We start from the raw sequence: 20,553 nt of genomic DNA, 5'->3' as shown, positions 1-20,553 counted from the left end.
CTTTACCTATCGAACTTGTTCTTGAGAATCGTTATTTGCTACTGTAGTTTCTATTGTTGTATCTAGAGCCGTGGCCGATCGTAATGGCGGTGCAACCATTTTGCTGCCGTCCCATACTTGACCACACCAGCACTCACCCTGGTCATTGACAATGCAGACGCCAGATCCACAACAGGGCACTTTAGATTGTGTCATTTCATCCCCTCGCATATGCGTTAAAAATACCGTAGGCGGCACCGAGCCAAAGTCCAGCAATCACAATAATGGAAATCAGAAATCCAAGGCCACGTTTAGCGGGATTTACTTGATAGGCAATCGCATACCAAACTCTCGCTATCAGCCAAATAACTCCGGAGTCACCAGCCCCCTTATCACCGATAAAAATCGCATACAGCCAAAGGGCTGGCAAAAACATCAGCACATTTTCGATGGTATTTAATTGAATTCGGTAGGCTCTCTCAAACAGCTCATGCCCAGAAATCGCTGGTGCCTTGACCTGATACTTCCCTCGCGCTCTGCCAACGTTGAAGGTAATGCCGAACATCAAAACAACCGTTAGGAGGGTGATTAAAGAAGCGTAAAGATAATTGTGCATAAACAGAAGTGTTGTCAGAAGTGAATTAAGGCTATTCTAGGGTTTTTATTGAAATATTGCTGACGAACCATTGCATGCAAACCAAACTCTTTGACAGCAATCCATCCGATCTCGTCCTAAACCTTTTGCCCAAAGATGGTTGCGCACAATACCTGCCAGGTCTATTTGACGAAACGCAAGCGAACGCCCTTTTTGAGGCGTTAGAGGCGTCTTTACCATGGCAGCCGGATCATCTAAAGATGTTTGGACAAGCTGTTACCACCCGCAGAAAGGTAGTTTGGGTAGGCGATCCAGATTGCACCTACACCTATTCTGGAGTGCTGAGGCACCCTCAAGCATGGACTCCCGAAATTTTGCGCGTCAAGGCAAAGCTTGAAGCTATTGCCTCCTGTCAATTTAATGCCTGCTTACTGAATTTCTACCATGATGGCAAAGACGGCATGGGCTGGCATAGTGATGATGAAAAAGAGCTGGAATACCAATCGCCAATCGCCTCTCTCAGCCTCGGTAGTACCCGCAAATTTGCCTTCAGGCATAAGCAAGATAAAACCACCGCCTCCCTCTTTTTAGAAAATGGCAGCTTACTGTTGATGCACCCGCCCACACAACAATTCTGGCATCACGCTCTTCTTAAAACTACAACCGTCCAAACCCCTCGAATTAATCTCACCTTTAGAAAAATACGTGATGTCTCTTAGCAAGCCCTCCTTGATTAAAAAACTTCCCAACATTGCTGTCATTGGTGCCGGAATTGCTGGCCTGAGCTGTGCGGCTAAATTAAAGGAGTTTGGGTATGCAGTTGAGATATTCGATAAAAGTCGTGGTACCAGTGGACGCATGAGTACGCGGCGTGGCGAAGGGTGGGCTGCAGATCATGGCGCACAGTACTTTACCGCCAGAGATCCCCGTTTTATAAAAGAGGTAGAACGCTGGATACAAGCGGAAGTACTTAGTCTTTGGCAGCCCCATTTAAAAGTCTATGAAGAAGGACATTGGCGCGATAGTGGCTCTCAAGATAAGCGTTACGTCGGCATTCCAGAGATGACCTCGCCAGGAAAATATATCGCCAGCAATTTGTCTGTGCGTTTAAACACAACCATTAATCAAATCGAGCGCAGAGCAGATGGCTGGCATATACACAGCGCAGAGTCTGGTGAAATACCCGCCATCTATGATTACGTGTTGATAGCCGTTCCAGCCCCGCAGGCTGAAGCATTGGCAGCTAGCCACGATCAGCGCATTAAGAACTTAGCGCAATCTGTTCACATGCAAGCGTGCTGGACTGTCATGGCCCGCTTTGAAAAGAAAATGGACCTGCCCTATGATGCCGCCTTCATTAACCATGAGCGCTTAAGCTGGATTTGTAGAAATAATTCCAAACCTGAACGAGTGGGCTTGGAATCATGGGTAATTCATGCCACTCCCCAGTGGAGTCAGAAAAATGTGGAGCTCACTGCTGAGGAAGCAACTGCAGAGCTTTTGAGAAGCGCAAAAAGCATTGGCTTTGATTGTCAGGGGGCACAGACAAGCGCGCAGCGATGGCGCTATGCTAGCGGCAGCCTTGATCCGTCTCCAGTGTGCCATCTTTCTATAGAGGCTCACCTTGGCCTTTGTGGTGACTGGCTTAATGGTGGCAGGGTTGAGGGGGCTTGGCTAAGCGGCTTAGAGTTAGCCCACAGACTCCATCTAAGCCACAGCAGTCCTTAGTTAGCCCTCTACTACTTCTACGCCTCTCCAGAAGGCAATATAGCCTGCAATATTATTCGCCGCTGATTTTGGCTCAGCATAGTACCAAGCAGCATCTTTATTTGATTGCCCATCCACCTCGACATCATAGTAATTCGCAGTACCCTTCCAAGGGCAGGAGGTCGTTTTAGTGGATTTCTTAAAAAATTGCTCGGTTAGGCTAGCAGGAGGAAAGTAATGATTACCTTCCACAACTACCGTCTCGTTCGAATTTGCTATCACTTGACCATTCCAAATTGCTTTCATAAAGCCTCCTATTTATAAGAATCAGAATAAAGCAAATTGAACTTTTATGTTGTATAAAGAGTGATCACTTTTCAGTCCACATAGTTAACGATCATTCATGCAAAAGCCCGTTTTTTTAGAAGATACGCCATCAGAACACCAGCAGGACTTTTTTAATGAAATTGCGTCCGGACTACTTGAAAGCAATGCGAGTATTTCTCCTAAATTTCTTTATGATCCGCTGGGATCACATCTTTTCACGGCGATTACCTTATTGCCAGAGTACTACCCAACCAATACCGAAAAAAATATTCTGCTCCAGAATCGAGATGAAATCATTCAAGCACTCGGAAAACAAGGCACCTTAATTGATCTTGGCGCAGGCAACTGTCAAAAAGCAGAATTTCTCTTTGACGCTATTGAACCAGCCTCGTATTTAGCGATTGATTTTTCGGTTGAATATCTCACCGATGCTTTAAGCAAACTGCAAAATAAATATCCGCGGATCAGTATGGCGGGCATTGGGATGGACTTTACACAGCAATTAAATATTCCCGACACTGTTTCGACAACTTCGCGCATCTTCTTTTATCCAGGCTCAAGCATTGGCAATTTTGTGACTCCCGAAGCTGAAAAATTATTGAGAGAAATTTGGGCGCACACTGCAGGTGGCGGCCTATTTATCGGCATTGATTTAATGAAGGCTGATGAGGTCTTGTTGGCCGCCTACGATGACCCACTAAAAATTACCGCAGCGTTCAATTTAAATATTCTCAGATCAGTGAATTCTCATCTTGGTTCTAATTTTGATATTCGCGATTTTGAGCATATTGTCGAAATAAACCATGAAGAGATGCGGGTGGAACTTTACCTCGAGGCCAATAAAGAAGTCTTAGTTACTTGGCCTGGCAATACACGCTCCTTTAAAAAAGGGGAAAGAATTCATACGGAGCATTCCCATAAATACAGCCTTGAATCTCTGCAGGAAATGCTCAATCGAGCAGGTTTTCATTGTCTGAAAATCTGGACCGATGCAAACCAATATTTTGCCGTTATCTATGCCCAATAAGACTCCAACAGAATTCGACTCTATGGATGCCCTTATCAAAGCGTTTAACGCTTCTAGAGCCCATTCAGTCAAACTAATTGAGCCTTTAAGTCCAGAGGACTGTCAGGCGCAATCTATGGAGGATGCAAGCCCAGCGAAGTGGCATTTAGCTCACGTCACTTGGTTTTATGAGGTGATGGTTCTTAAGCCGTTTGAGGACAATTTCCAGTATTGGAATCCTGCCTTTGCCATCCTTTTTAATAGTTATTACAACGGCATAGGCGATAAACACCCGCGTCATCAGCGGGGCTTGCTTACCCGCCCTTCCCTAGGCGAAGTGCTAGTTTGGCGCAATAATATTAATGAGCGAGTGAACCTTCTTTTAAAAAAGAATCATTCCCAAGAATTACAGAAGCTAGTTGAGATTGGCATCAGCCATGAACAGCAACATCAAGAACTATTGTTAACCGACATTCAGCATCTCTTTTTTCAGAATGCTTTACTACCCATTTACTCTGAAAGCCAACACGTATCAGCAGCCCCAGAGTATGAATTCAAATGGCTTGAAGGGGCCTCGGGGTTGGTCAACATTGGCTACAGCGGTGAGGAATTTCATTTTGATAATGAGAGCCCATCCCATACCGCCTTCAATCAAACCCATTCAATTTCCAACATTCTCGTTAGTAATGCAGAGTGGGACGCATTTATTGAGGATGGCGGTTATCAAGATGCACGCTGGTGGCTAGACGCTGGATGGGCTTGGGTAAAAAGTGAAAGCATTTCTGCGCCCCTGTACTGGAACCTCAATTCCGAGACTCAGAAATACTGTCAATTCTCCCTCAAGGGCAATCTCCCGCTTAATCCGCAGGCACCAGTTTGTAATGTGAGTTATTTTGAGGCCGATGCTTTTGCACGTTGGGCCAGTCAACGTATTTCACACTACGCCGGCGCTCGCCTGCCGACTGAATTTGAGTGGGAAGCGCTAAGTCAGGTCAAGCCTAAGTTAGCCCTAAATCTATTTGGAGAGGTTTGGCAGTGGACCTCAAGTAGTTACAGTGCCTACCCAGGTTATCAGCCGTGGAGCGGTATCGCCGGAGAATACAACGGGAAGTTCATGGTCAATCAAATGGTGCTGCGCGGTAGCTCGGCATACACTACGCCTGGTCACTCTAGAAATACATACCGCAATTTTTTCCCAGCCCCCACGCGCTGGCAAATGACTGGCTTAAGGCTTGCAAAAGATGGCATTTGATTTTGATAAACCACAGAATCGCTATCAAACCGATTCTGTGCGTTGGGATAAGTATGAAGAAGATAAAGTGCTTCCGCTATGGGTTGCCGATATGGACTTTGCTTCGCCACCCTGTATTTTAGAGGCTCTGCAAGAGCGGGTGCAGCACGGCATTTTTGGCTACACCCATAGTCCAAATCAATTGAATGAAATCATCGCCAATTACCTATTTCAACAATATCAATGGCGCGTAGATCCCGATTGGATTGTGATTTTGCCGAGCGTTGTATCAGGCTTGTATACGGCAGTACAACAACTCACTAGCGCAAACGAGAGCGTCGTGATTCCGCAGCCCATTTATCATCACTTTAAACTCGCCTGCACTGAAGCTGGTCGAGAATATCGCGAACTCCCTTTAGAGCTTCTTGAAAATCGCTGGGTCTATCCGAACAATCTTGTACAAGCAATTAAAACTCAGGCAGGCAAGTACCCGCCCAAGCTCGCCCTCTTTTGCAATCCTCAAAATCCAGGCTCCACAGTATTTACAGAGGCAGAGTTAAAGCACTTTGCTCAATATTGTCTTGATAACAATTTATGGATTTGTTCTGATGAAATTCATGCAGGCCTGATTCTTGATGAAGATCAACGCCACATACCGATTGCCAGTTTGAGCTCTGAGGTGTCTCAGCGGACGGTAACTCTCATGTCACTGAACAAGACCTTTAACTACCCCGGCATCGGCTTAGCATGGGCTGTGTCGGAGAATCCCTTTTTAAGAAAAGCAATGCAAGTCGGCTTGCATCAGACTATTCCGGAGCCTGGTATTTTTGCTTACACCGCTACTGTAGCTGCTATCGAGCATGGTGAGCCCTGGAGGCAAGCACTCCTTGATTATCTGAGGATAAATCGCAATTGCCTACTTGCGGCAATTGAATCTATCCCTAGCTTATCGATCAGTAAGTTAGAGGCAAGCTATCTAGCGTGGATCGATTGCACGCATCTAAAGAGCCCCAATCCTCACCAACTCTTTTTAGATGCAGGTCTCGCCTGCTCGCTCGGAAGTCAATTTGGAAATGATCAATTTATTCGCCTCAATTTCGGCACGCAAAGAACACGTCTAGTACAAGCATTAGAGATACTTCAAAAAGCCTCCACGACATAAGCAACTCGTCTTCCCTGCTACTTGCTTTACTGAATGCGTTTCTTCTCAATCTTGCGCGCTAAAGTACGACGATGCATGCCAAGGCGCCTCGCAGCTTCAGAAACATTAAAGCCCGTCTGAGCCAACACATCATGGATGTGTTCCCACTCTAAAGTTTTAATCGAGGTAGTTTGCCGCTCCGTAACATTCAGAGTTTGACCTGCAACGTGACCAAAGGCAGCTTCAATATCGTCGGTATTTGAAGGCTTTGCTAAATAATGGCAAGCGCCTAATTTAATTGCCTCAACGGCTGTGCCAATACTGGCAAATCCAGTGAGGACTACTATCAGCATGCCATCGTGACGCGCATGAAGTTTTTTGATGCAATCTAAACCCGAAGCATTGTCGTTTAGCTTCAAATCCACTACCGCATAATCCGGTTTATGTTGATGCAACACGACTTCTAAGTCTTCTAGATTCGATGCCAACAATACCTTATAGCCACGCCGCTCAAAGGAGCGCCCTAAAGTGCGTGACAGAATCGCATCGTCCTCAACAATCACGAGTAAACGCTCTGATTTCGTTTCTATTGTTTGGATATCCATCGCCTTACTCCAACTGAATCGATTCAAGAGGGATGAATAAAGTTACCTGTGCACCACCGGTTGGTAGGTTTTGTACGTTCACAGTGCCCCCCAACTCATCGGCCACCTTAATTACTAAGAATAAACCAAGGCCACCGCCCAACTGTCCTTTGGTGGATTGATAAATATTACCGAATTGCGCCAATATTTGCGGATCAAAACCTGCTCCCGCATCTGTGACGACTACCTTTAAAAAGCCATCTTCTCTTGAGGCTTCGAGCTTTACCCAATTTGGCGAGGCGTCTAAAGCATTATTGAGGACGTTCACAATCATCTGTTTGATCGTGGTGTCTGAAACAACGGCAATATCATCACCGTTAAAGCCGTTGAGATATTCAAAGTCCACAACACGGCGAGACTCTCTCCACTCAGCCACCACAGAATCCAAAAATCCCTTCATGGTCGTTTTCAGCGATTCTTCGCCACGCGTCTCACCTGCAGACATCAACACACCAGTGAGGATTGATTTACACCGTTGCAATTGGGTTTGCATCTCCGCTATGTCTGATTGCACGACTTGATTGCGCGCAAGCTCGGGCATTCTGCACCAGTCCCCAAGAATGATCGATAGAGTAGCCAAAGGAGTTCCCAGCTCATGCGCAGCTCCAGAGGCGAGTAAGGCCATGCGGATAATATGCCGCTCCTCAGCCGCCTGAAATTGAATCTGACTGATCTCAGCATCTCGATCGCGCAGATTAGAACGAATACGCTGAATAAATAAAGTGAGGAGTACCGCATTCAGCGTGAAGCAAATGATGGTGCCTTGGATATACAGGCTGGAGAAACCCAACTGATGATTCATGGGCAAATCGAGCGGCTGAGAAAATAAAACAAGGCCTAAAACACAGCCAATCGATGCCGCCAAAATGGCAAGTGCCGCCTTAAAATCCAGCAGGATGCCGCTCAGAACAATCTGCATCAGGTAGAGGAAAACAAATGGATTAGTAATGCCTCCGCTGAAATACAACTGCAAGGTCAGGGCTGCTACGTCAACACATAAGGAAAGAAATAATTCCCGATTAGTCACCACCTTGCGGTCATGCCAGCGTAATTGACAGCCAATATTGAATGCCAGTAAGCCAGCAAGTACCTCCAACATTGGCGGCAGCGAGAGATCAACCTTAAATACGAAGTGCACTATGGCAATCGTCAGCGCTTGGCCAAAAATTGCCACCCAGCGCAACTGAATTAACTGGCGCATATTCTTATGGCCAGCCAGCTCTTCTAGACTTTTAAACTCCATAATTCCTAATTACCAATCAATGGAAAGCTCTAATGTAACTGCTTATGAGAATATTGGATTGATCTTTAAGAATCGCTGCTTGCTCGGAGCAAGAAAATTCGCCAGTAAGCAATCAAAACCATCAGGGCCAAGGCGAACCAAGTAATGGCGTAGACCAGATGGCTATTGGGGAAATGCACTACCGTTAAACCCATCACAGGGTCGTCAGGACCGACTGTAAATGCCACTCCATCTTTTGAGTTTTCAGCCTTTTGCGCATCCATAAAGAAAGGTGCAACCCGCTGTAAATTAGCGGTATTGGCTATTGCTTCAATATCCCTTGAATACCAGCGATTATTGACAGGATCATTTGTGCGTAGGAATCCCCCTTTGGGTTCGCTGATACGTAGTAATCCTGTGAACTGGACTTGCTCTTGGGAGCGATTGGTCTCCGGCTTAAGATCGGGGTGTCCTGACTTAATAAAGCCACGATTAATATAAATAATCGTGCCATTGGCTTGCTTTAGTGGCGTGAGCAACCAAAATCCTGGGCCCAGCTCCGTAGTTGCCTGCACCGCCACCGAGTGGGCGCTTAATAGAAGGCCGCTGGCAGAGATATGCCGATATGCATCTTGAGCAGCCGTTATCCTTGACCACTCACTTGCATCAGGTGCTGGCAAAGCTTGTGCATGTATACGTTGCTCAACACTCTCAATGAGTTGATTCTTCCATTGCAGGCGGTAAATTTGCCAAGTACCTAAGCCTATAAAGCCAATGAATGCACAGAACAAAAAGCCCAAAAAAATAAATTTCTGGGCTTTTGATTTTGGAGCGCTCTCACTGCTACCGTCTACTGCATTCATTTGGTTTCAGTTTCCGAAATACGAAATGATTAAGTTTGAGGTATTACGGCATTTCATGTTTAGCTGGCACATGACTAGGCATCATGTTGGTATCAAGGTGATACATCACCCAGACTGAGCCTGAGAACATAATGACCACGAGCGTAACAGTGAAGATCAGGGCCAAAATAGTCCAACCGCCTTCAGACTTTCCGCTCATGTGCAAGAAGTAGCGCATGTGCACTAAGACTTGCACAAATGCAAAGGCAAGAATAATAGCAATGGTAGTTTTGCTATCTGAAAATACCTTACCCATCACCAAGGCAAAAGGAATGGCCGTCAAGATCACAGAAAATATGAACCCCTTAACGTAATCAGACATGCTGCCGCCATGATGTTCGTGACTTTCGTGACCAGCGTCTGCGCCGTGATTAATTTCATGAACACTCATGATTGAACTCCCATCAAATACACAAAGGTAAACACACCAATCCAGATGACGTCTAAGAAGTGCCAGAACATCGATAAGCACATTAAACGACGCTGATTAGCGGCACTAAAGCCATGCATCTTCAATTGCACCATCAAGATCACCAGCCACATAATGCCGAAGGTCACGTGTAGGCCGTGGGTGCCCACCAGCGCAAAGAACGCGGTTAAAAATCCACTGCGGCCAGGACCAGCGCCTTCCTCAATCAAATGCATGAACTCATAGAGCTCTAAAGAAAGAAAGCCTGCACCCAATATGCCAGTAATCGCTAACCAAACCAAGGTGTTGCTCATACTTCTTTTTTGCATTTGCAACATGGCAAAGCCGTAGGTGATCGAAGAGACCAAGAGCAGGCCTGTATTCACTGCGACCAATGGCAGGCTGAATAAGTCTGCTCCCGACGGACCCGCTGCATAGTTGCGTCCAAGCACGGCGTAGGTTGCAAATAGGCAGGCAAAAATCAGACAGTCGCTCATTAAGTAGAGCCAAAAGCCCAACAGCGAGCCGTTCTCGGGGTGATCCTCAAGAACATAAAATTTAGAACTGATATCAGTTGGGCTCATAGTGGTAGGAGTAGTTAAATGATCAGACATGGCTTGCCAATAGTACGGTTCTTGCTGCCTCGGTTTGCGCTACCTCAGATTCAGGAATGTAGTAATCGCGCTTGTAATTAAACGTATGAACGATGACAGCAACTAAGGTGGAAACGAAAGACAGGATTGCCAGTGGCCACATATGCCAGATTAGAGCGAAACCACACACCGCGCTCAGTGCAGAAATAATGAAACCCGCAGCCGTATTTTTTGGCATGTGAATAGGTCTAAATCCTGACTGCGGACGAACATAGCCCTCTTTCTTCATCTCAGCCCAGGCGTCTAAGTCATGGACCTTTGGAGTAAAGGCGAAGTTATATGCTGGAGGTGGAGAAGAAGTTGACCACTCCAATGTTCTTGCGTCCCAAGGATCCCCTGTGAAGTCACGCAAGGATTCACGTTTGAAGATGCTGACGACAATCTGAATGATGAAGCAAATGATGCCGCTGAAAATCATCACAGCGCCAATGCCCGCAATGATCAGCCAGATTTGCAACGCAGGATCTTCGAAATGACTCAAGCGACGAGTCACACCCATTAGGCCCAAGACATACAAAGGCATAAAGGCGAGATAGAAGCCGACCGTCCACAGCCAGAAAGAACGGATACCCCAAGTACGCTCAAGCTTGAAGCCAAACGCTTTAGGAAACCAGTATGTGATACCAGCTAAGGCTCCGAAAACAACGCCGCCAATAATTACGTTATGGAAGTGAGCCACTAAAAATAGGCTGTTATGCAAGACAAAGTCAGCAGCTGGTACCGCTAACAAAACACCAGTCATGCCGCCGATCACGAATGTCAAGATAAAGGCGATGGTCCACAGCATTGGCAGCTCGAAGCGGATGCGGCCACGGTACATAGTAAAGAGCCAGTTGAAAATCTTCGCGCCCGTTGGGATCGAAATAATCATCGTTGTGATGCCGAAGAAGGAGTTCACACTCGCTCCGGAACCCATCGTGAAGAAGTGATGTAACCAAACAAGGTAGGACAAGATGGTAATCACTACAGTTGCATACACCATAGAGGTGTAACCAAAGAGTCGCTTGCCAGTAAACGTAGGAACGATTTCAGAAAACACACCGAAAATAGGCAGAATCAGAATGTATACCTCTGGATGGCCCCAGATCCAAATCAAGTTCACATACATCATCGCGTTGCCGCCAAGATCATAAGTAAAGAAGTTGGTCCCCAAATAGCGATCTAAGGTCAACATCGCTAACACAGCGGTCAAGACTGGAAAAGCAGCCACGATAAGTACGTTGGTGCACAAGGCAGTCCAAGTAAAAATTGGCATCTTCATCATGGACATGCCAGGAGCGCGCATCTTCACGATGGTCACAATTAAATTGATACCAGACAACAAGGTTCCCACGCCCGCTATTTGCAAAGACCATATCCAATAGTCCACACCCACGTTCGGGCTGGCCAGTATGCCGGAGAGTGGTGGGTAAGCCAACCAACCAGTTTGAGCAAACTCACCAACAAACAAGGAGGCCATAATCAATACAGCGCCCATTGCCGTCATCCAAAAACTGAAGTTGTTTAAGAATGGAAAGGCTACGTCACGCGCCCCAATTTGCAGTGGAACTACATAGTTCATGAGGCCAGTAACAAATGGCATGGCAACGAAGAAAATCATGATCACGCCATGCACCGTAAAGAGCTGGTCATAGTGATGAGGAGGGAGGAAGCCGGCCGAATCGCCCACTGACATTACTTGCTGTAAACGCATTAACAAAGCGTCTGCAACACCGCGAATCATCATGATCATGCCCAATACGATGTACATGATGCCAATACGTTTGTGATCAATACTGGTGACCCAGTCACGCCAGAAAGGCATCCACAACTTAAAGTAAGTCATCGCGCCCACGACGGAGATACCGCCCAATGCCACTACCAAAAAGGTAACCACCAAAATAGGCTCGTGGTACGGAATGGCATCCAAGGTTAGGCGGCCAAAAATTAACTGGGTGAGATTTAAATTAGCAAACATAGTAGTTTCTAGAAATAGAGTTAAATCCGAAGACAGCGCTCATTACAGACGCACTGGTGCAAGTAAGCTGGGCAACACAATTGCTATTCACGGAAAGTATTCTCCTGTGCAGTACAAAGCTGAGAAACAACAACCTGCTTTTTCAAGGAGGAGCCATCAAACATCGAGGCATAAGGCGAGGGCTTAGAGGCCAACGCATCAATTCCACCTAAACCAAGACCACCTTTGGCATCAATCGCCATCATTTGGTTTTGGCACATATCTTTACTGTCAACACAACGGTTAATCACTGCGTCATAAAGTTCAGGTGAGACGGAGCCATAAAAGCTCACTGGATCCTTAATGGAAGGTTTTACAAGCTCTAAATAACTCTCTCTTGATAAGGCGTTCTTGCTCGCCTTGCCTGCTTGTACCCATTTATCAAAATCAGGCTGAGATAAACCAAGGAACTTAAAGCGCATGTGGGAATAACCAGCACCACTATAGTTAGAAGAGAAACCTTCGTATTCGCCAGGCTCATTCATGACAGCATGCAATTTGGTCTCCATACCTGGCATGGCATAAATTTGCCCTGCTAACGAAGGGATGAAGAAAGAGTTCATGACGTTCGAGGCGGTAATCTTGAAACGGATGGGTACATTGACTGGGGCAGCAAGTTCGTTGACAGTCGCAAAACCATACTCAGGATAAATAAAGAGCCATTTCCAATCCAAAGCGACTACTTCGACAGTAATTGGCTTCACGTCGGCAGGAATGGGTTGGTTTGCGCTGATGCGATCGAGTGGACGATAAGGATCAAGGGTGTGAGTGGTAATCCAGGTCACTAAACCCAGCGCGATAATAATCAGTAATGGCCCACCCCAAATGACGAACTCGAGCTTAGTTGAGTGATTCCAGTCTGGCTCATAAACCGCATCCTGATTTGAAGCCCGATAGCGCCAAGCAAACACGATAGTCATGACGATGACCGGCACGATCACAATCAGCATCAAGCAGGTGGCTACTAAAAGCAAATGGCTTTGCTGCCTAGCGATATCGCCAGAAGGAAACAACACCACCATCTTGCAACCGTTTAATAAGGCTAGCAAGGGCAATAAGGCGAGTAAGCTTAGTTTTCGAGTCATATATTAGGGAAATCTACTAAAAGAAATGCACTTATGGACAGTTTTCACATGCTAAAGTGAAAGTAGTAGTAATAAATGGAGATGGGACAATTTGTCCCACTTTTGGCAGACCCAGGCCAAGCTGTAATGGGACATTTTACTTGATAGGCTAGCAATGACGACTTCCACCCTCCCCCTTCAATCACGTGCCGAAGACATACACCACATTTCACCTGGTGAAATTGCCATTGGGGTAATGATTGCCAGAGCATCTGAATATTTCGACTTCTTTGTCTATGCTATCGCCTCAGTTTTGGTATTCCCTAGCGTCTTTTTCCCGTTCGAGAGCCAACTCAACGCAATGCTCCTCTCCTTTGTGATCTTTTCCTTTGCCTTCATTGCTAGGCCGATAGGCACCTTCGCCTTTATTAATATTCAGCGGCAATATAGCCGTGAGACTAAATTGGTTGCAGCCCTATTTTTATTGGGGTTTTGCACTGCCGGCATCGCTTTCTTACCCACCTATAAAAATATCGGTTTCGCGGCCATTATCTTTCTAGGGCTGCTCAGAACTGGTCAAGGCATTGCCCTTGGGGGTACTTGGGATGGCCTACCAACTCTCTTGGCGCTCAATGCACCTAAGAACAAACGCGGTTGGTATGGAATGCTAGGTCAGCTAGGGGCACCAGTTGGGTTTGCCATTGCCGCCGGTATTTTTTACTACCTTCTTACCGATCTCTCTTCTGCTGACTTTTTAGATTGGGGCTGGCGCTATCCCTTTTATGTGGCCTTTACCATCAATGTAGTGGCTCTTTTCGCGCGTTTGCGTATGATTTCCACCAAAGAATATGCCCATTACCAAGAAGAATTCAAACTTGAGCCCGTAAATGCGATTGATGTGGTTAAGCACGAAAAGTACAACCTCATTATTGGTGCTTTAGCCGCCTTGGCTAGTTATGCTCTATTTCACATCGTGACAGTGTTTCCATTGTCTTGGATCACCCTGTATTCCACTCGCTCGGCTAGCGGCGTCCTGGCAATAGAAATTGTCGGAGCTGGTTTCGGATTTCTAGGGGTGCTTGCCTCAGGCCTGCTAGCAGATCGCTTTGGTAAACGCGTAACACTGGGCATCCTAGCGGTATTAATTGCAATTTTTAGCGAATTTGCCCCCTACCTTATGGGTGGTGAGGCCTTTAAGCAGAACATCTTTATCTTAGTTGGGTTCACGCTTCTCGGACTCTCCTACGGGCAATCAGCAGGTGCTGTTACAGCCAACTTCCCCAGAAAGTATCGTTATACGGGTGCCGCCCTCACTTCCGACTTGGCTTGGCTCTTGGGGGCCGCCTTCGCGCCCTTAATCGTTTTAGGACTCTCGGCTGAGCTCGGCCTGTCTTATGTCAGTGTGTATTTACTCTCAGGGGCATTGGGAACGCTGGCAGCGCTTAGTGTCAATCGCACACTTGAATCCAAAAACTGATGGATAAGGGTATTACTATGCTGGCAGTAATACCCCATCAATTCATTTCACTGTCTTTGCGTCTTGCCCAAATAAAAGTTTTTTAGACTCTTCATTTACTGTCGGCGCAGTATTAATCGTCGCCGCTAATGCATAAGCCTTAATCGTAGCGGGTCTATTTTGTATACGCTCAAACCAGCTTGTTAAGAACGGGAAGTCAGTCATCTTCTGCTGCTGACGCTCATGCGGCACTACCCATGGGTAACAAGCCATATCGGCGATAGAGTACTCACCGGCAATATATTCCCTGCCATCGGCTAAGTGCTTATTGAGTACGCCATACAGGCGCGCCGTTTCTTTAATGTAGCGATCCATCGCATACTGAATTTTCTCAGGAGCGTACTGAACAAAATGATGATTCTGCCCTGCCATCGGTCCTAAACCGCCCATTTGCCAAAACAACCACTCCAAGGCGACGTTACGCCCTCTCAGGTCTTGCGGCACAAACTGTTTCAGCTTATCAGCCAAATAGAGCAAGATGGCGCCGGACTCAAAAACAGCAATCGGCTCGCCACCATCTATTGGGCTCTGATCGACAATCGCGGGAATTCGGTTATTAGGGGCGATCTTCAAAAATTCAGGCGCAAATTGCTCACCCTTACTAATGTTGATTGGAAATATCTCATAAGGCAATTGCGCCTCCTCCAAAAACATCGTAATTTTATGGCCGTTAGGCGTAGTCCAGTAATAGAGATCAATCATGATGGGGCCTTATTTCTTTAACCGTTCATTGCTAGGAAAGAGATTCTTTCTAGAATCTTCATCAACTTCAGTTTTGAAGGCATGCATCGTCTTAATTGCCTCTACCGCTTGAGCACTTGGCTTAGCGTTGATTTCATCAAGTAAGCGCTTTACGCTGGGAAGTCTTTCCCAGGCATCTGCACCCAAGACAAAGGGAATCACTCTAGCCCAACCCCATACCGACATATCAACGATGCCGTACGCATCAAGCATGTAAGGCTGCTTAGCTAAGCGCTCTTCAATTAAAAGCCAGTGGCGCCATGCTTCAAAATCATAGCGATTAACTGCATATTCCTTAGGTTCGGGAGCGAAGTGCTTGAAGTGGACAGCCTGACCGCAGTACGGGCCAATACCCGTAGCCACAAACATCAGCCAGGAATAGAAATCGGCATGTGCTGCGGGTGTTTTGGCTGGCATAAATTGACCCACCTTCTCACCTAAATAGAGCATGATGGCAGTGCTATCAAAGACCTTGATATCTCCATCCACTAAGGCGGGCGTTTTTCCATTGGGGTTAATTGCCCTGAACTCGGGAGCATGCTGATCCCCCTTACGCGTATCGGTGACAACAATCTCATAAGGGGTTTTTGTTTCCTCAAGATACAAAGCCACCTTTGCTGGATTAGGTGAGGGGTGATAGTAGAGCTTAAGCATGCAAAAATCCTTTATTTAAATAATATCGAGTACTTTTGTTAACGAATTACCTTCAAAGTTAGGCTGCTCGCCAATCTCTTCATAGGGATGAGCCAAGCGATTAACCCAAAACACATCAAAGCCAAACCACTTGGCCGCCAAAGCATCCCAAGCATTACTAGAAACAAATAAGATTTCTTCTTTTTTTACGGGGAAGGCTTTTAGTAGCAATTCGTACGCTTGAGGTGCGGTTTTAAATAAGCGAATGTCTTCAACTGTAACCACCTTATCTAAATAGGGCTTAAGGCCATTACTTTCTACGACGGTATTCAACATCTCTCGGCTGCCGTTAGACAGAATGGCGGTGGCAATGCCTTTTTCACGAATGGTTTTGAGGACTGTTAGGCTGTCTGCAAAACCCGTGAGTTTGGCGTACTGATCCATGAGTCGTTTTTCATTGTCCGAAGATAGGTCCAAATTGAGTCTTTTACAGACATAGCGCAAAGAACGTATCGTCAATTCCCAAAAAGGAAGATAGTGCTTACTTCCAAGCGGATTGGGATCGCTCATTGTGACTAGTCGGGTGTATTCAATTTGACGATCGCGCCACATCACGGCGAAGGCCGTGCCATGGCCAGGAAAGAGCTCTTCTGCCAACTCCCCTATGGAATACACATCAAACAAAGTTCCATAGGCATCGAATGCGATCAACTTGTACATATTATTTCCTGTGAGTAGGTGGTCATGTAAAGAGCAGTGGAGTTTGACAGCAGGTTAAACCTACCAGCAAAACAACGCCTGCTCTTTAAAGTGGAATACTCAGTCTAGACTAAAAATGATTCTGAATAATCATTTCTGATTTAGGAATGAATCCTGGCTTTGGCCAAGCCGGTTTGAGTGATTTGCCAATGGCTAACATGGCAGCAATTGCATAGTTTTTAGGTAAATGAATCAGCTCCGCTACTTTCTCGAAATCAAAACCGACCATCGGGCAGGAATCGTATCCCATCGCTTTGGCTGAGAGCATCAAAGTTTGTAACATGATGCCTGCGGAGCGCATTGCCTCATCGCGCTGTAATTGCTCTTTTCCTGCGTAAAACGGATGAATCCAAGGAACCAAAATGTCTTGGGCTTCTTTAGGTGCATTAACCCAATATCTGGCTGGATTCTCATCCCAGGCATTGATGTCCACAGTCACTACATAAAGCAATGATGCATCGGTTACCTGCGCTTGATCATTGGCTGCCGCACGAAGTTGCGCTCTCAAGGCCTTGTCTGCGACATTGACTAAGCGCCAGTGTTGAATATTAAAAGAAGAAGGGGCCTGCATCGCTAAATCCATCAACTGATCAGTCTCTTGCTCAGTAAATTGGTGGGCTGGGTCAAAGTATTTCACCGCACGGCGCTCGCGAATGGCATCAAATGTGTTCATAATTTCCTCTTTAGACGAATGATTATTGATGCTACAGCAAATAAATTAAAAAAGTGAGTTTAGAAGAAACTGCTCCATGCGTCTGTCTGCTCTCTGCATCTGCATTTGTTTGCCAAGCCTGCAAAATTACTCAATACCCTGTAAATTGGCGTGATGCCCTTTACGCTCCACATCCATGATTAATGACTTCATTCGTAAAACCATTCGTGAAATGGTGGGCGGTAGTGGCGGTCCGCCTGTCGCATTTTTGACCCCCAAAGGCGATCGAGGCCTTTTTGGTCCTGAATCTATAGCCTGGCGTGTACATGCTGACTTCATCTCCATGATGATCGGGGGCATCAGTTCCTTAGTATTGCAGGCCTTGCATCCTCAAGCGCTAGCAGGGGTTTGGGATCACTCTAGCTTTAGAGAGGATCTTAAGGGCCGTTTAGGGAGAACTGCTTTTTTTATTGCCGCTACTACTTATGGGTCGGTTGAGATGGCAAATACCATCATCAATAAAGTCAATGCCATTCACCAGCATATTCACGGCGTAGATGAGTTTGGCAAACCCTATCAAGCCACAGATCCTCATCTTTTAGCTTGGGTCCATTTAACGGAGACCCTTAGCTTTATGCGCGCCTATCAAGCCTATCGCCAGCCTAAGTTGACCCCACAAGAACAAGATCAATATTTTCTAGAAATGAAGGTTTTGGGAGAAAAGATGGGGGCCGTCGACTTACCCAGCACTCTGGCAGGAACAGAGCTAGCAATCCAAAAATATATTGGCGAACTGCATTATGGCGAACGGGCTCAAAGCATTGTGAAATTGCTGGATGATTTTCCGAGCAACCTGGTTTCTAAGCCCTTTGTCACCCTCATTACCAAAGCGGGGTTTTTTAATCTGCCTACTTGGGTCTATCCGCTCATCCACCGAGCGCCGCCCAACCTATTAGAACGCGGCTTAGTTTCGACAAGCGTCAATGTCATGGCTCTGCCGGTGAGAGAAGCGCTTAAGGATGGCGTAGCAGCCCACTCTTATCGACGTGTCTACGAATAACCTTACCCCCTTAACTTATTAGAAGGATCCCCATGTTCACAAACTATCTTGTTGCTGGAATGACTGGCATCATTTTGTTCTTTACGGTCGTAGTCGCCCCGACTGTTTTTAAAGTGCTTCCTGTCGAATGGTCTAGTAAATATGTTCGCAGCTTTTTCCCGAAGTATTACCTAAGTCTTGGCCTGCTTACTTGCTTAGCAGCTGTATTCAGCGCCAATGCAACGAGCTTAATTATTTTGCTAATTTGCGCCCTACTGTTCGCCTTCCTCTTGTTCTATCTCACCAATCAAATTAATGTCGCTAAAGATAGCGGCCAAGAAAAGCGCTTTCATATCCTGCATAGCCTTAGCGTGGCAATCAACTTAGCGCAGCTCATCGCCTTTATTTACATTCTCATTTAACGCTTAGGCGATCATGAAAAAACTATTACCGTTATTAACTATGATTTTATTGATGGCTGGTGCTGGCCAAAGCTTCGCAGCAGCTCCCAATGGGGAGTATCAAAAAATCTGCACTCAAGAGCAGCTTGCTGAACACAAAAGCTTGAAGGGTAATACATTGACGGAGGCTGATTTCAAGTCTTACTGCAGCTGCGTCTCTGAATTTGTCAGCAAAAATGCCACTAATAAGCAGCTCAATGAACTCGTCATGGATCCCAAGGCCAAGCCAGATTGGCTAAAGGTAGTTGAGGACAAAGCAATGAAGAGCTGCTTAGGGCCCGCTCCGAAAATCAGCGCCTAGAACACTGTCGGCGGCTTGCCCGAGGGCTCGGGTTAGCGTAGGTTTGATTTAATCAAACTCAAAATATCATCAAAAAATAGCGTGACGCGCCGCAAGCCTATGAAGATACGTTTGAAGAGTGCGCTCATGGTCTGGTGAGGTGGACTATTTGGGAGCTTGGAATGCTGCTCAGTTTCTTCTTCAGAATTTTATAGATATCTAGATCAAACTCCGCCTCACCCTCGCTACTCAGCTCTTCAAGTTCATCTTGATTTATCGCTGAGCCCAAATAACACCACCGATCTATGACATGCATTTGTTCACCCTCCGCAATCGCTATGGGGCCAGCGTAAGGCCAACTCTTGACCCTGAAAGCCTCTAAGGCTAGCTTTAAGCGTAGATTGTGGGTTGCGATGCTTTCAGCACCAATACAAGCGCCCTTGCATTGCTTCACTTGATAAGCAAAGCAGGGTTTTTGCTCCACCCGCTTTTCCAAACCCAAAACTACGCCACAGAGTTGATTGCGCTTTGCGATCGCTGTTAAACATTGCTGTGCTTCACGTCTGCTATAAAACAAGCCGTAAAGATTTTCTTGCAAACCCGGCAAGAGATCACGATGCGTGACGAGTGCCGGCGCAAGTGCGCCCGCCTCCCCCTCTTGAAGCTGCCATGCGCATAGGTCTTTTGAGCGTCGTAACTTAATGTTCATACTAGGTAGACGCTCTTTGATTAATTGCGATTCCAGCAATAAAGCGCCCAGCTCGCCACTCGTCTCGATCCAATCAATATCCCGAATTTGCAAGGAGAGTTTGATTTCTTTTCGGTCGGTTAAGGTACCTTGAAAATGACTGAGTACCCGAGCACGCATATCAATACTCTTGCCAATGTACAAAGGCATCTTATTTTCTGCATAAAAGATATACACGCCTGGACTTGCCGGTATTTGATTTACAAGATCTTTATCAATATGGGTTGGCAAACTCGTGTTAGCAGTGACATGATCGATTGCGGCCAGCATTTTTTCAGCGCCGAAGCGAGCCTCACAGATTTTCCAGAATTGCAGTAGCAGATCTGCATCCCCCAAAGCCCGATGCCTAGCCGAAACCTGAAGATCATGCACCTGAATTAAGGTATCGAGATTGTGCCGCTTCTGCTCAGGAAATAAATGCCTAGACAATTTGACGGTACACAGTACCTTGGGCTTGAAGTCAATACCAATGCGTTTAAATGAGGCCTTCAAGAATCCATAGTCAAATCGGGCGTTGTGAGCAACAAATACTTTATTTTCAAGCTGACGATGTAGCTCATGCGCTCGCTCAGAAAAGTCTGGTTGACCCTCCACCATTTGCGGTGAAATGCCCGTTAACTTCTGAATATTTTGCGGAATGAATACTTGTGGATTAAGCAAGCTTTCCCAAATCTCAACTTGAGCCTGATTTGGGTAAAGTGTTTTGATGCCGACTTCCGTAATGCGATCGCGATCATAGTGTGACCCCGTGGTCTCAATGTCGACAAAGGCGAGAGTCGGAAATGCGGCAGAAGCGTTTTTCATTAACTACAGGATAGCAAGCAATCCGTTCGGGCGTATTGCAGCGG

General features: G+C 46.3%; 24 protein-coding genes. 9 read left to right on the top strand and 15 right to left on the bottom strand.

Features of this window, described 5'->3' with window-relative positions; translation table 11 throughout:
* Positions 1 to 6: 6 nt before the first annotated feature.
* Positions 7 to 195, bottom strand: coding sequence for a hypothetical protein (locus CP950_RS02015; RefSeq protein ID WP_096672176.1), 189 nt, complete (start codon positions 193 to 195; stop codon positions 7 to 9).
* A gap of 1 nt (position 196) precedes the next feature.
* Positions 197 to 595 (bottom strand): MAPEG family protein, encoded by a 399-nt coding sequence (locus CP950_RS02010; protein ID WP_096672175.1) that lies wholly within the window; start codon positions 593 to 595, stop codon positions 197 to 199.
* 74 nt (positions 596 to 669) lie between these two features.
* Here CP950_RS02010 and CP950_RS02005 point away from each other — a divergent pair, with 74 nt between their 5' ends.
* A complete protein-coding gene (locus CP950_RS02005) occupies positions 670 to 1,293 on the top strand; it encodes an alpha-ketoglutarate-dependent dioxygenase AlkB family protein (protein ID WP_096672174.1) in 624 nt (207 codons plus the stop codon).
* Positions 1,283 to 2,302: an NAD(P)/FAD-dependent oxidoreductase gene (locus CP950_RS02000; protein WP_096672173.1), complete on the top strand. Its 1,020-nt coding sequence runs from the start codon at positions 1,283 to 1,285 to the stop codon at positions 2,300 to 2,302. Before CP950_RS02005 ends, CP950_RS02000 begins: the two co-directional genes overlap by 11 nt.
* Here the strand turns inward: CP950_RS02000 and CP950_RS01995 are convergent, their stop codons facing one another.
* The gene (locus CP950_RS01995; RefSeq protein WP_096672172.1) at positions 2,303 to 2,587 is read right to left on the bottom strand and encodes a DUF427 domain-containing protein; all 285 of its coding nucleotides are present in this window, start codon (positions 2,585 to 2,587) and stop codon (positions 2,303 to 2,305) included.
* A 97-nt stretch (positions 2,588 to 2,684) separates the two neighbouring features.
* Between CP950_RS01995 and egtD the strand changes: the two genes are divergently transcribed.
* The 3 genes from egtD to CP950_RS01980 are packed head-to-tail and all read left to right on the top strand — an operon-like array spanning position 2,685 to position 6,007.
* Positions 2,685 to 3,635: an L-histidine N(alpha)-methyltransferase gene (gene egtD / locus CP950_RS01990; protein WP_096672171.1), complete on the top strand. Its 951-nt coding sequence runs from the start codon at positions 2,685 to 2,687 to the stop codon at positions 3,633 to 3,635.
* On the top strand, positions 3,598 to 4,866 hold the full coding sequence (egtB, locus tag CP950_RS01985) for an ergothioneine biosynthesis protein EgtB (RefSeq protein WP_243391884.1): 1,269 nt from the start codon (positions 3,598 to 3,600) through the stop codon (positions 4,864 to 4,866). The genes egtD and egtB overlap by 38 nt, the downstream gene beginning before the upstream one ends.
* On the top strand, positions 4,856 to 6,007 hold the full coding sequence (locus CP950_RS01980; RefSeq protein ID WP_096672170.1) for a MalY/PatB family protein: 1,152 nt from the start codon (positions 4,856 to 4,858) through the stop codon (positions 6,005 to 6,007). The genes egtB and CP950_RS01980 overlap by 11 nt, the downstream gene beginning before the upstream one ends.
* A 26-nt stretch (positions 6,008 to 6,033) precedes the next feature.
* Here the strand turns inward: CP950_RS01980 and CP950_RS01975 are convergent, their stop codons facing one another.
* The 7 genes from CP950_RS01975 to cyoA form a co-directional block, all read right to left on the bottom strand.
* Positions 6,034 to 6,591 (bottom strand): response regulator transcription factor, encoded by a 558-nt coding sequence (locus CP950_RS01975; RefSeq protein ID WP_096672169.1) that lies wholly within the window; start codon positions 6,589 to 6,591, stop codon positions 6,034 to 6,036.
* Positions 6,592 to 6,595: 4 nt separating this feature from the next.
* Entirely contained in the window at positions 6,596 to 7,873 is a 1,278-nt protein-coding gene (locus tag CP950_RS01970) for an ATP-binding protein (RefSeq protein ID WP_096672168.1), read from the bottom strand.
* Between the two features lie 65 nt (positions 7,874 to 7,938).
* Positions 7,939 to 8,715: an SURF1 family protein gene (locus CP950_RS01965; RefSeq protein WP_096672167.1), complete on the bottom strand. Its 777-nt coding sequence runs from the start codon at positions 8,713 to 8,715 to the stop codon at positions 7,939 to 7,941.
* Positions 8,716 to 8,758: 43 nt separating this feature from the next.
* On the bottom strand, positions 8,759 to 9,145 hold the full coding sequence (gene cyoD / locus CP950_RS01960) for a cytochrome o ubiquinol oxidase subunit IV (protein ID WP_096672166.1): 387 nt from the start codon (positions 9,143 to 9,145) through the stop codon (positions 8,759 to 8,761).
* Entirely contained in the window at positions 9,142 to 9,747 is a 606-nt protein-coding gene (gene cyoC / locus CP950_RS01955) for a cytochrome o ubiquinol oxidase subunit III (RefSeq protein WP_243391883.1), read from the bottom strand. The genes cyoD and cyoC overlap by 4 nt, the downstream gene beginning before the upstream one ends.
* A 22-nt stretch (positions 9,748 to 9,769) precedes the next feature.
* Entirely contained in the window at positions 9,770 to 11,773 is a 2,004-nt protein-coding gene (gene cyoB / locus CP950_RS01950; RefSeq protein ID WP_096672164.1) for a cytochrome o ubiquinol oxidase subunit I, read from the bottom strand.
* Positions 11,774 to 11,856: 83 nt separating this feature from the next.
* A complete protein-coding gene (gene cyoA / locus CP950_RS01945) occupies positions 11,857 to 12,897 on the bottom strand; it encodes a ubiquinol oxidase subunit II (RefSeq protein WP_096672163.1) in 1,041 nt (346 codons plus the stop codon).
* Positions 12,898 to 13,051: 154 nt separating this feature from the next.
* Here cyoA and CP950_RS01940 point away from each other — a divergent pair, with 154 nt between their 5' ends.
* Entirely contained in the window at positions 13,052 to 14,353 is a 1,302-nt protein-coding gene (locus CP950_RS01940) for an MFS transporter (RefSeq protein ID WP_096672162.1), read from the top strand.
* A gap of 42 nt (positions 14,354 to 14,395) precedes the next feature.
* On the opposite strand, the gene CP950_RS01935 is transcribed toward CP950_RS01940, so the two are convergent.
* The 4 genes from CP950_RS01935 to CP950_RS01920 form a co-directional block, all read right to left on the bottom strand.
* On the bottom strand, positions 14,396 to 15,094 hold the full coding sequence (locus CP950_RS01935) for a glutathione S-transferase N-terminal domain-containing protein (RefSeq protein WP_096672161.1): 699 nt from the start codon (positions 15,092 to 15,094) through the stop codon (positions 14,396 to 14,398).
* Between the two features lie 9 nt (positions 15,095 to 15,103).
* Positions 15,104 to 15,787 carry a glutathione S-transferase family protein gene (locus CP950_RS01930; protein ID WP_096672160.1) on the bottom strand — a complete coding sequence of 228 codons (684 nt, stop codon included), beginning with the start codon at positions 15,785 to 15,787 and terminating at the stop codon, positions 15,104 to 15,106.
* Positions 15,788 to 15,802: 15 nt separating this feature from the next.
* Complete coding sequence (locus CP950_RS01925; protein WP_096672159.1) at positions 15,803 to 16,486, bottom strand: haloacid dehalogenase type II; 684 nt, start codon at positions 16,484 to 16,486, stop codon at positions 15,803 to 15,805.
* A gap of 109 nt (positions 16,487 to 16,595) precedes the next feature.
* Positions 16,596 to 17,198, bottom strand: a complete 603-nt coding sequence (locus tag CP950_RS01920) for a nitroreductase family protein (RefSeq protein ID WP_096672158.1) — start codon at positions 17,196 to 17,198, stop codon at positions 16,596 to 16,598.
* A 175-nt stretch (positions 17,199 to 17,373) separates the two neighbouring features.
* Between CP950_RS01920 and CP950_RS01915 the strand changes: the two genes are divergently transcribed.
* The 3 genes from CP950_RS01915 to CP950_RS01905 are packed head-to-tail and all read left to right on the top strand — an operon-like array spanning position 17,374 to position 18,978.
* A complete protein-coding gene (locus CP950_RS01915) occupies positions 17,374 to 18,237 on the top strand; it encodes an oxygenase MpaB family protein (protein ID WP_096672157.1) in 864 nt (287 codons plus the stop codon).
* 32 nt (positions 18,238 to 18,269) lie between these two features.
* Positions 18,270 to 18,638 carry a DUF4149 domain-containing protein gene (locus tag CP950_RS01910; protein WP_096672156.1) on the top strand — a complete coding sequence of 123 codons (369 nt, stop codon included), beginning with the start codon at positions 18,270 to 18,272 and terminating at the stop codon, positions 18,636 to 18,638.
* Between the two features lie 13 nt (positions 18,639 to 18,651).
* Positions 18,652 to 18,978 (top strand): hypothetical protein, encoded by a 327-nt coding sequence (locus tag CP950_RS01905; RefSeq protein ID WP_096672155.1) that lies wholly within the window; start codon positions 18,652 to 18,654, stop codon positions 18,976 to 18,978.
* Positions 18,979 to 19,102: 124 nt separating this feature from the next.
* Here the strand turns inward: CP950_RS01905 and CP950_RS01900 are convergent, their stop codons facing one another.
* Positions 19,103 to 20,509 (bottom strand): 3'-5' exonuclease family protein, encoded by a 1,407-nt coding sequence (locus CP950_RS01900; RefSeq protein WP_096672154.1) that lies wholly within the window; start codon positions 20,507 to 20,509, stop codon positions 19,103 to 19,105.
* Between the last annotated feature and the right edge of the window lie 44 nt (positions 20,510 to 20,553).

Origin of the sequence: Polynucleobacter meluiroseus (assembly GCF_900205755.1) — a bacterium.
GTDB lineage: Bacteria > Pseudomonadota > Gammaproteobacteria > Burkholderiales > Burkholderiaceae > Polynucleobacter > Polynucleobacter meluiroseus.
This window is presented reverse-complemented; position numbering and strand designations above follow the sequence as displayed.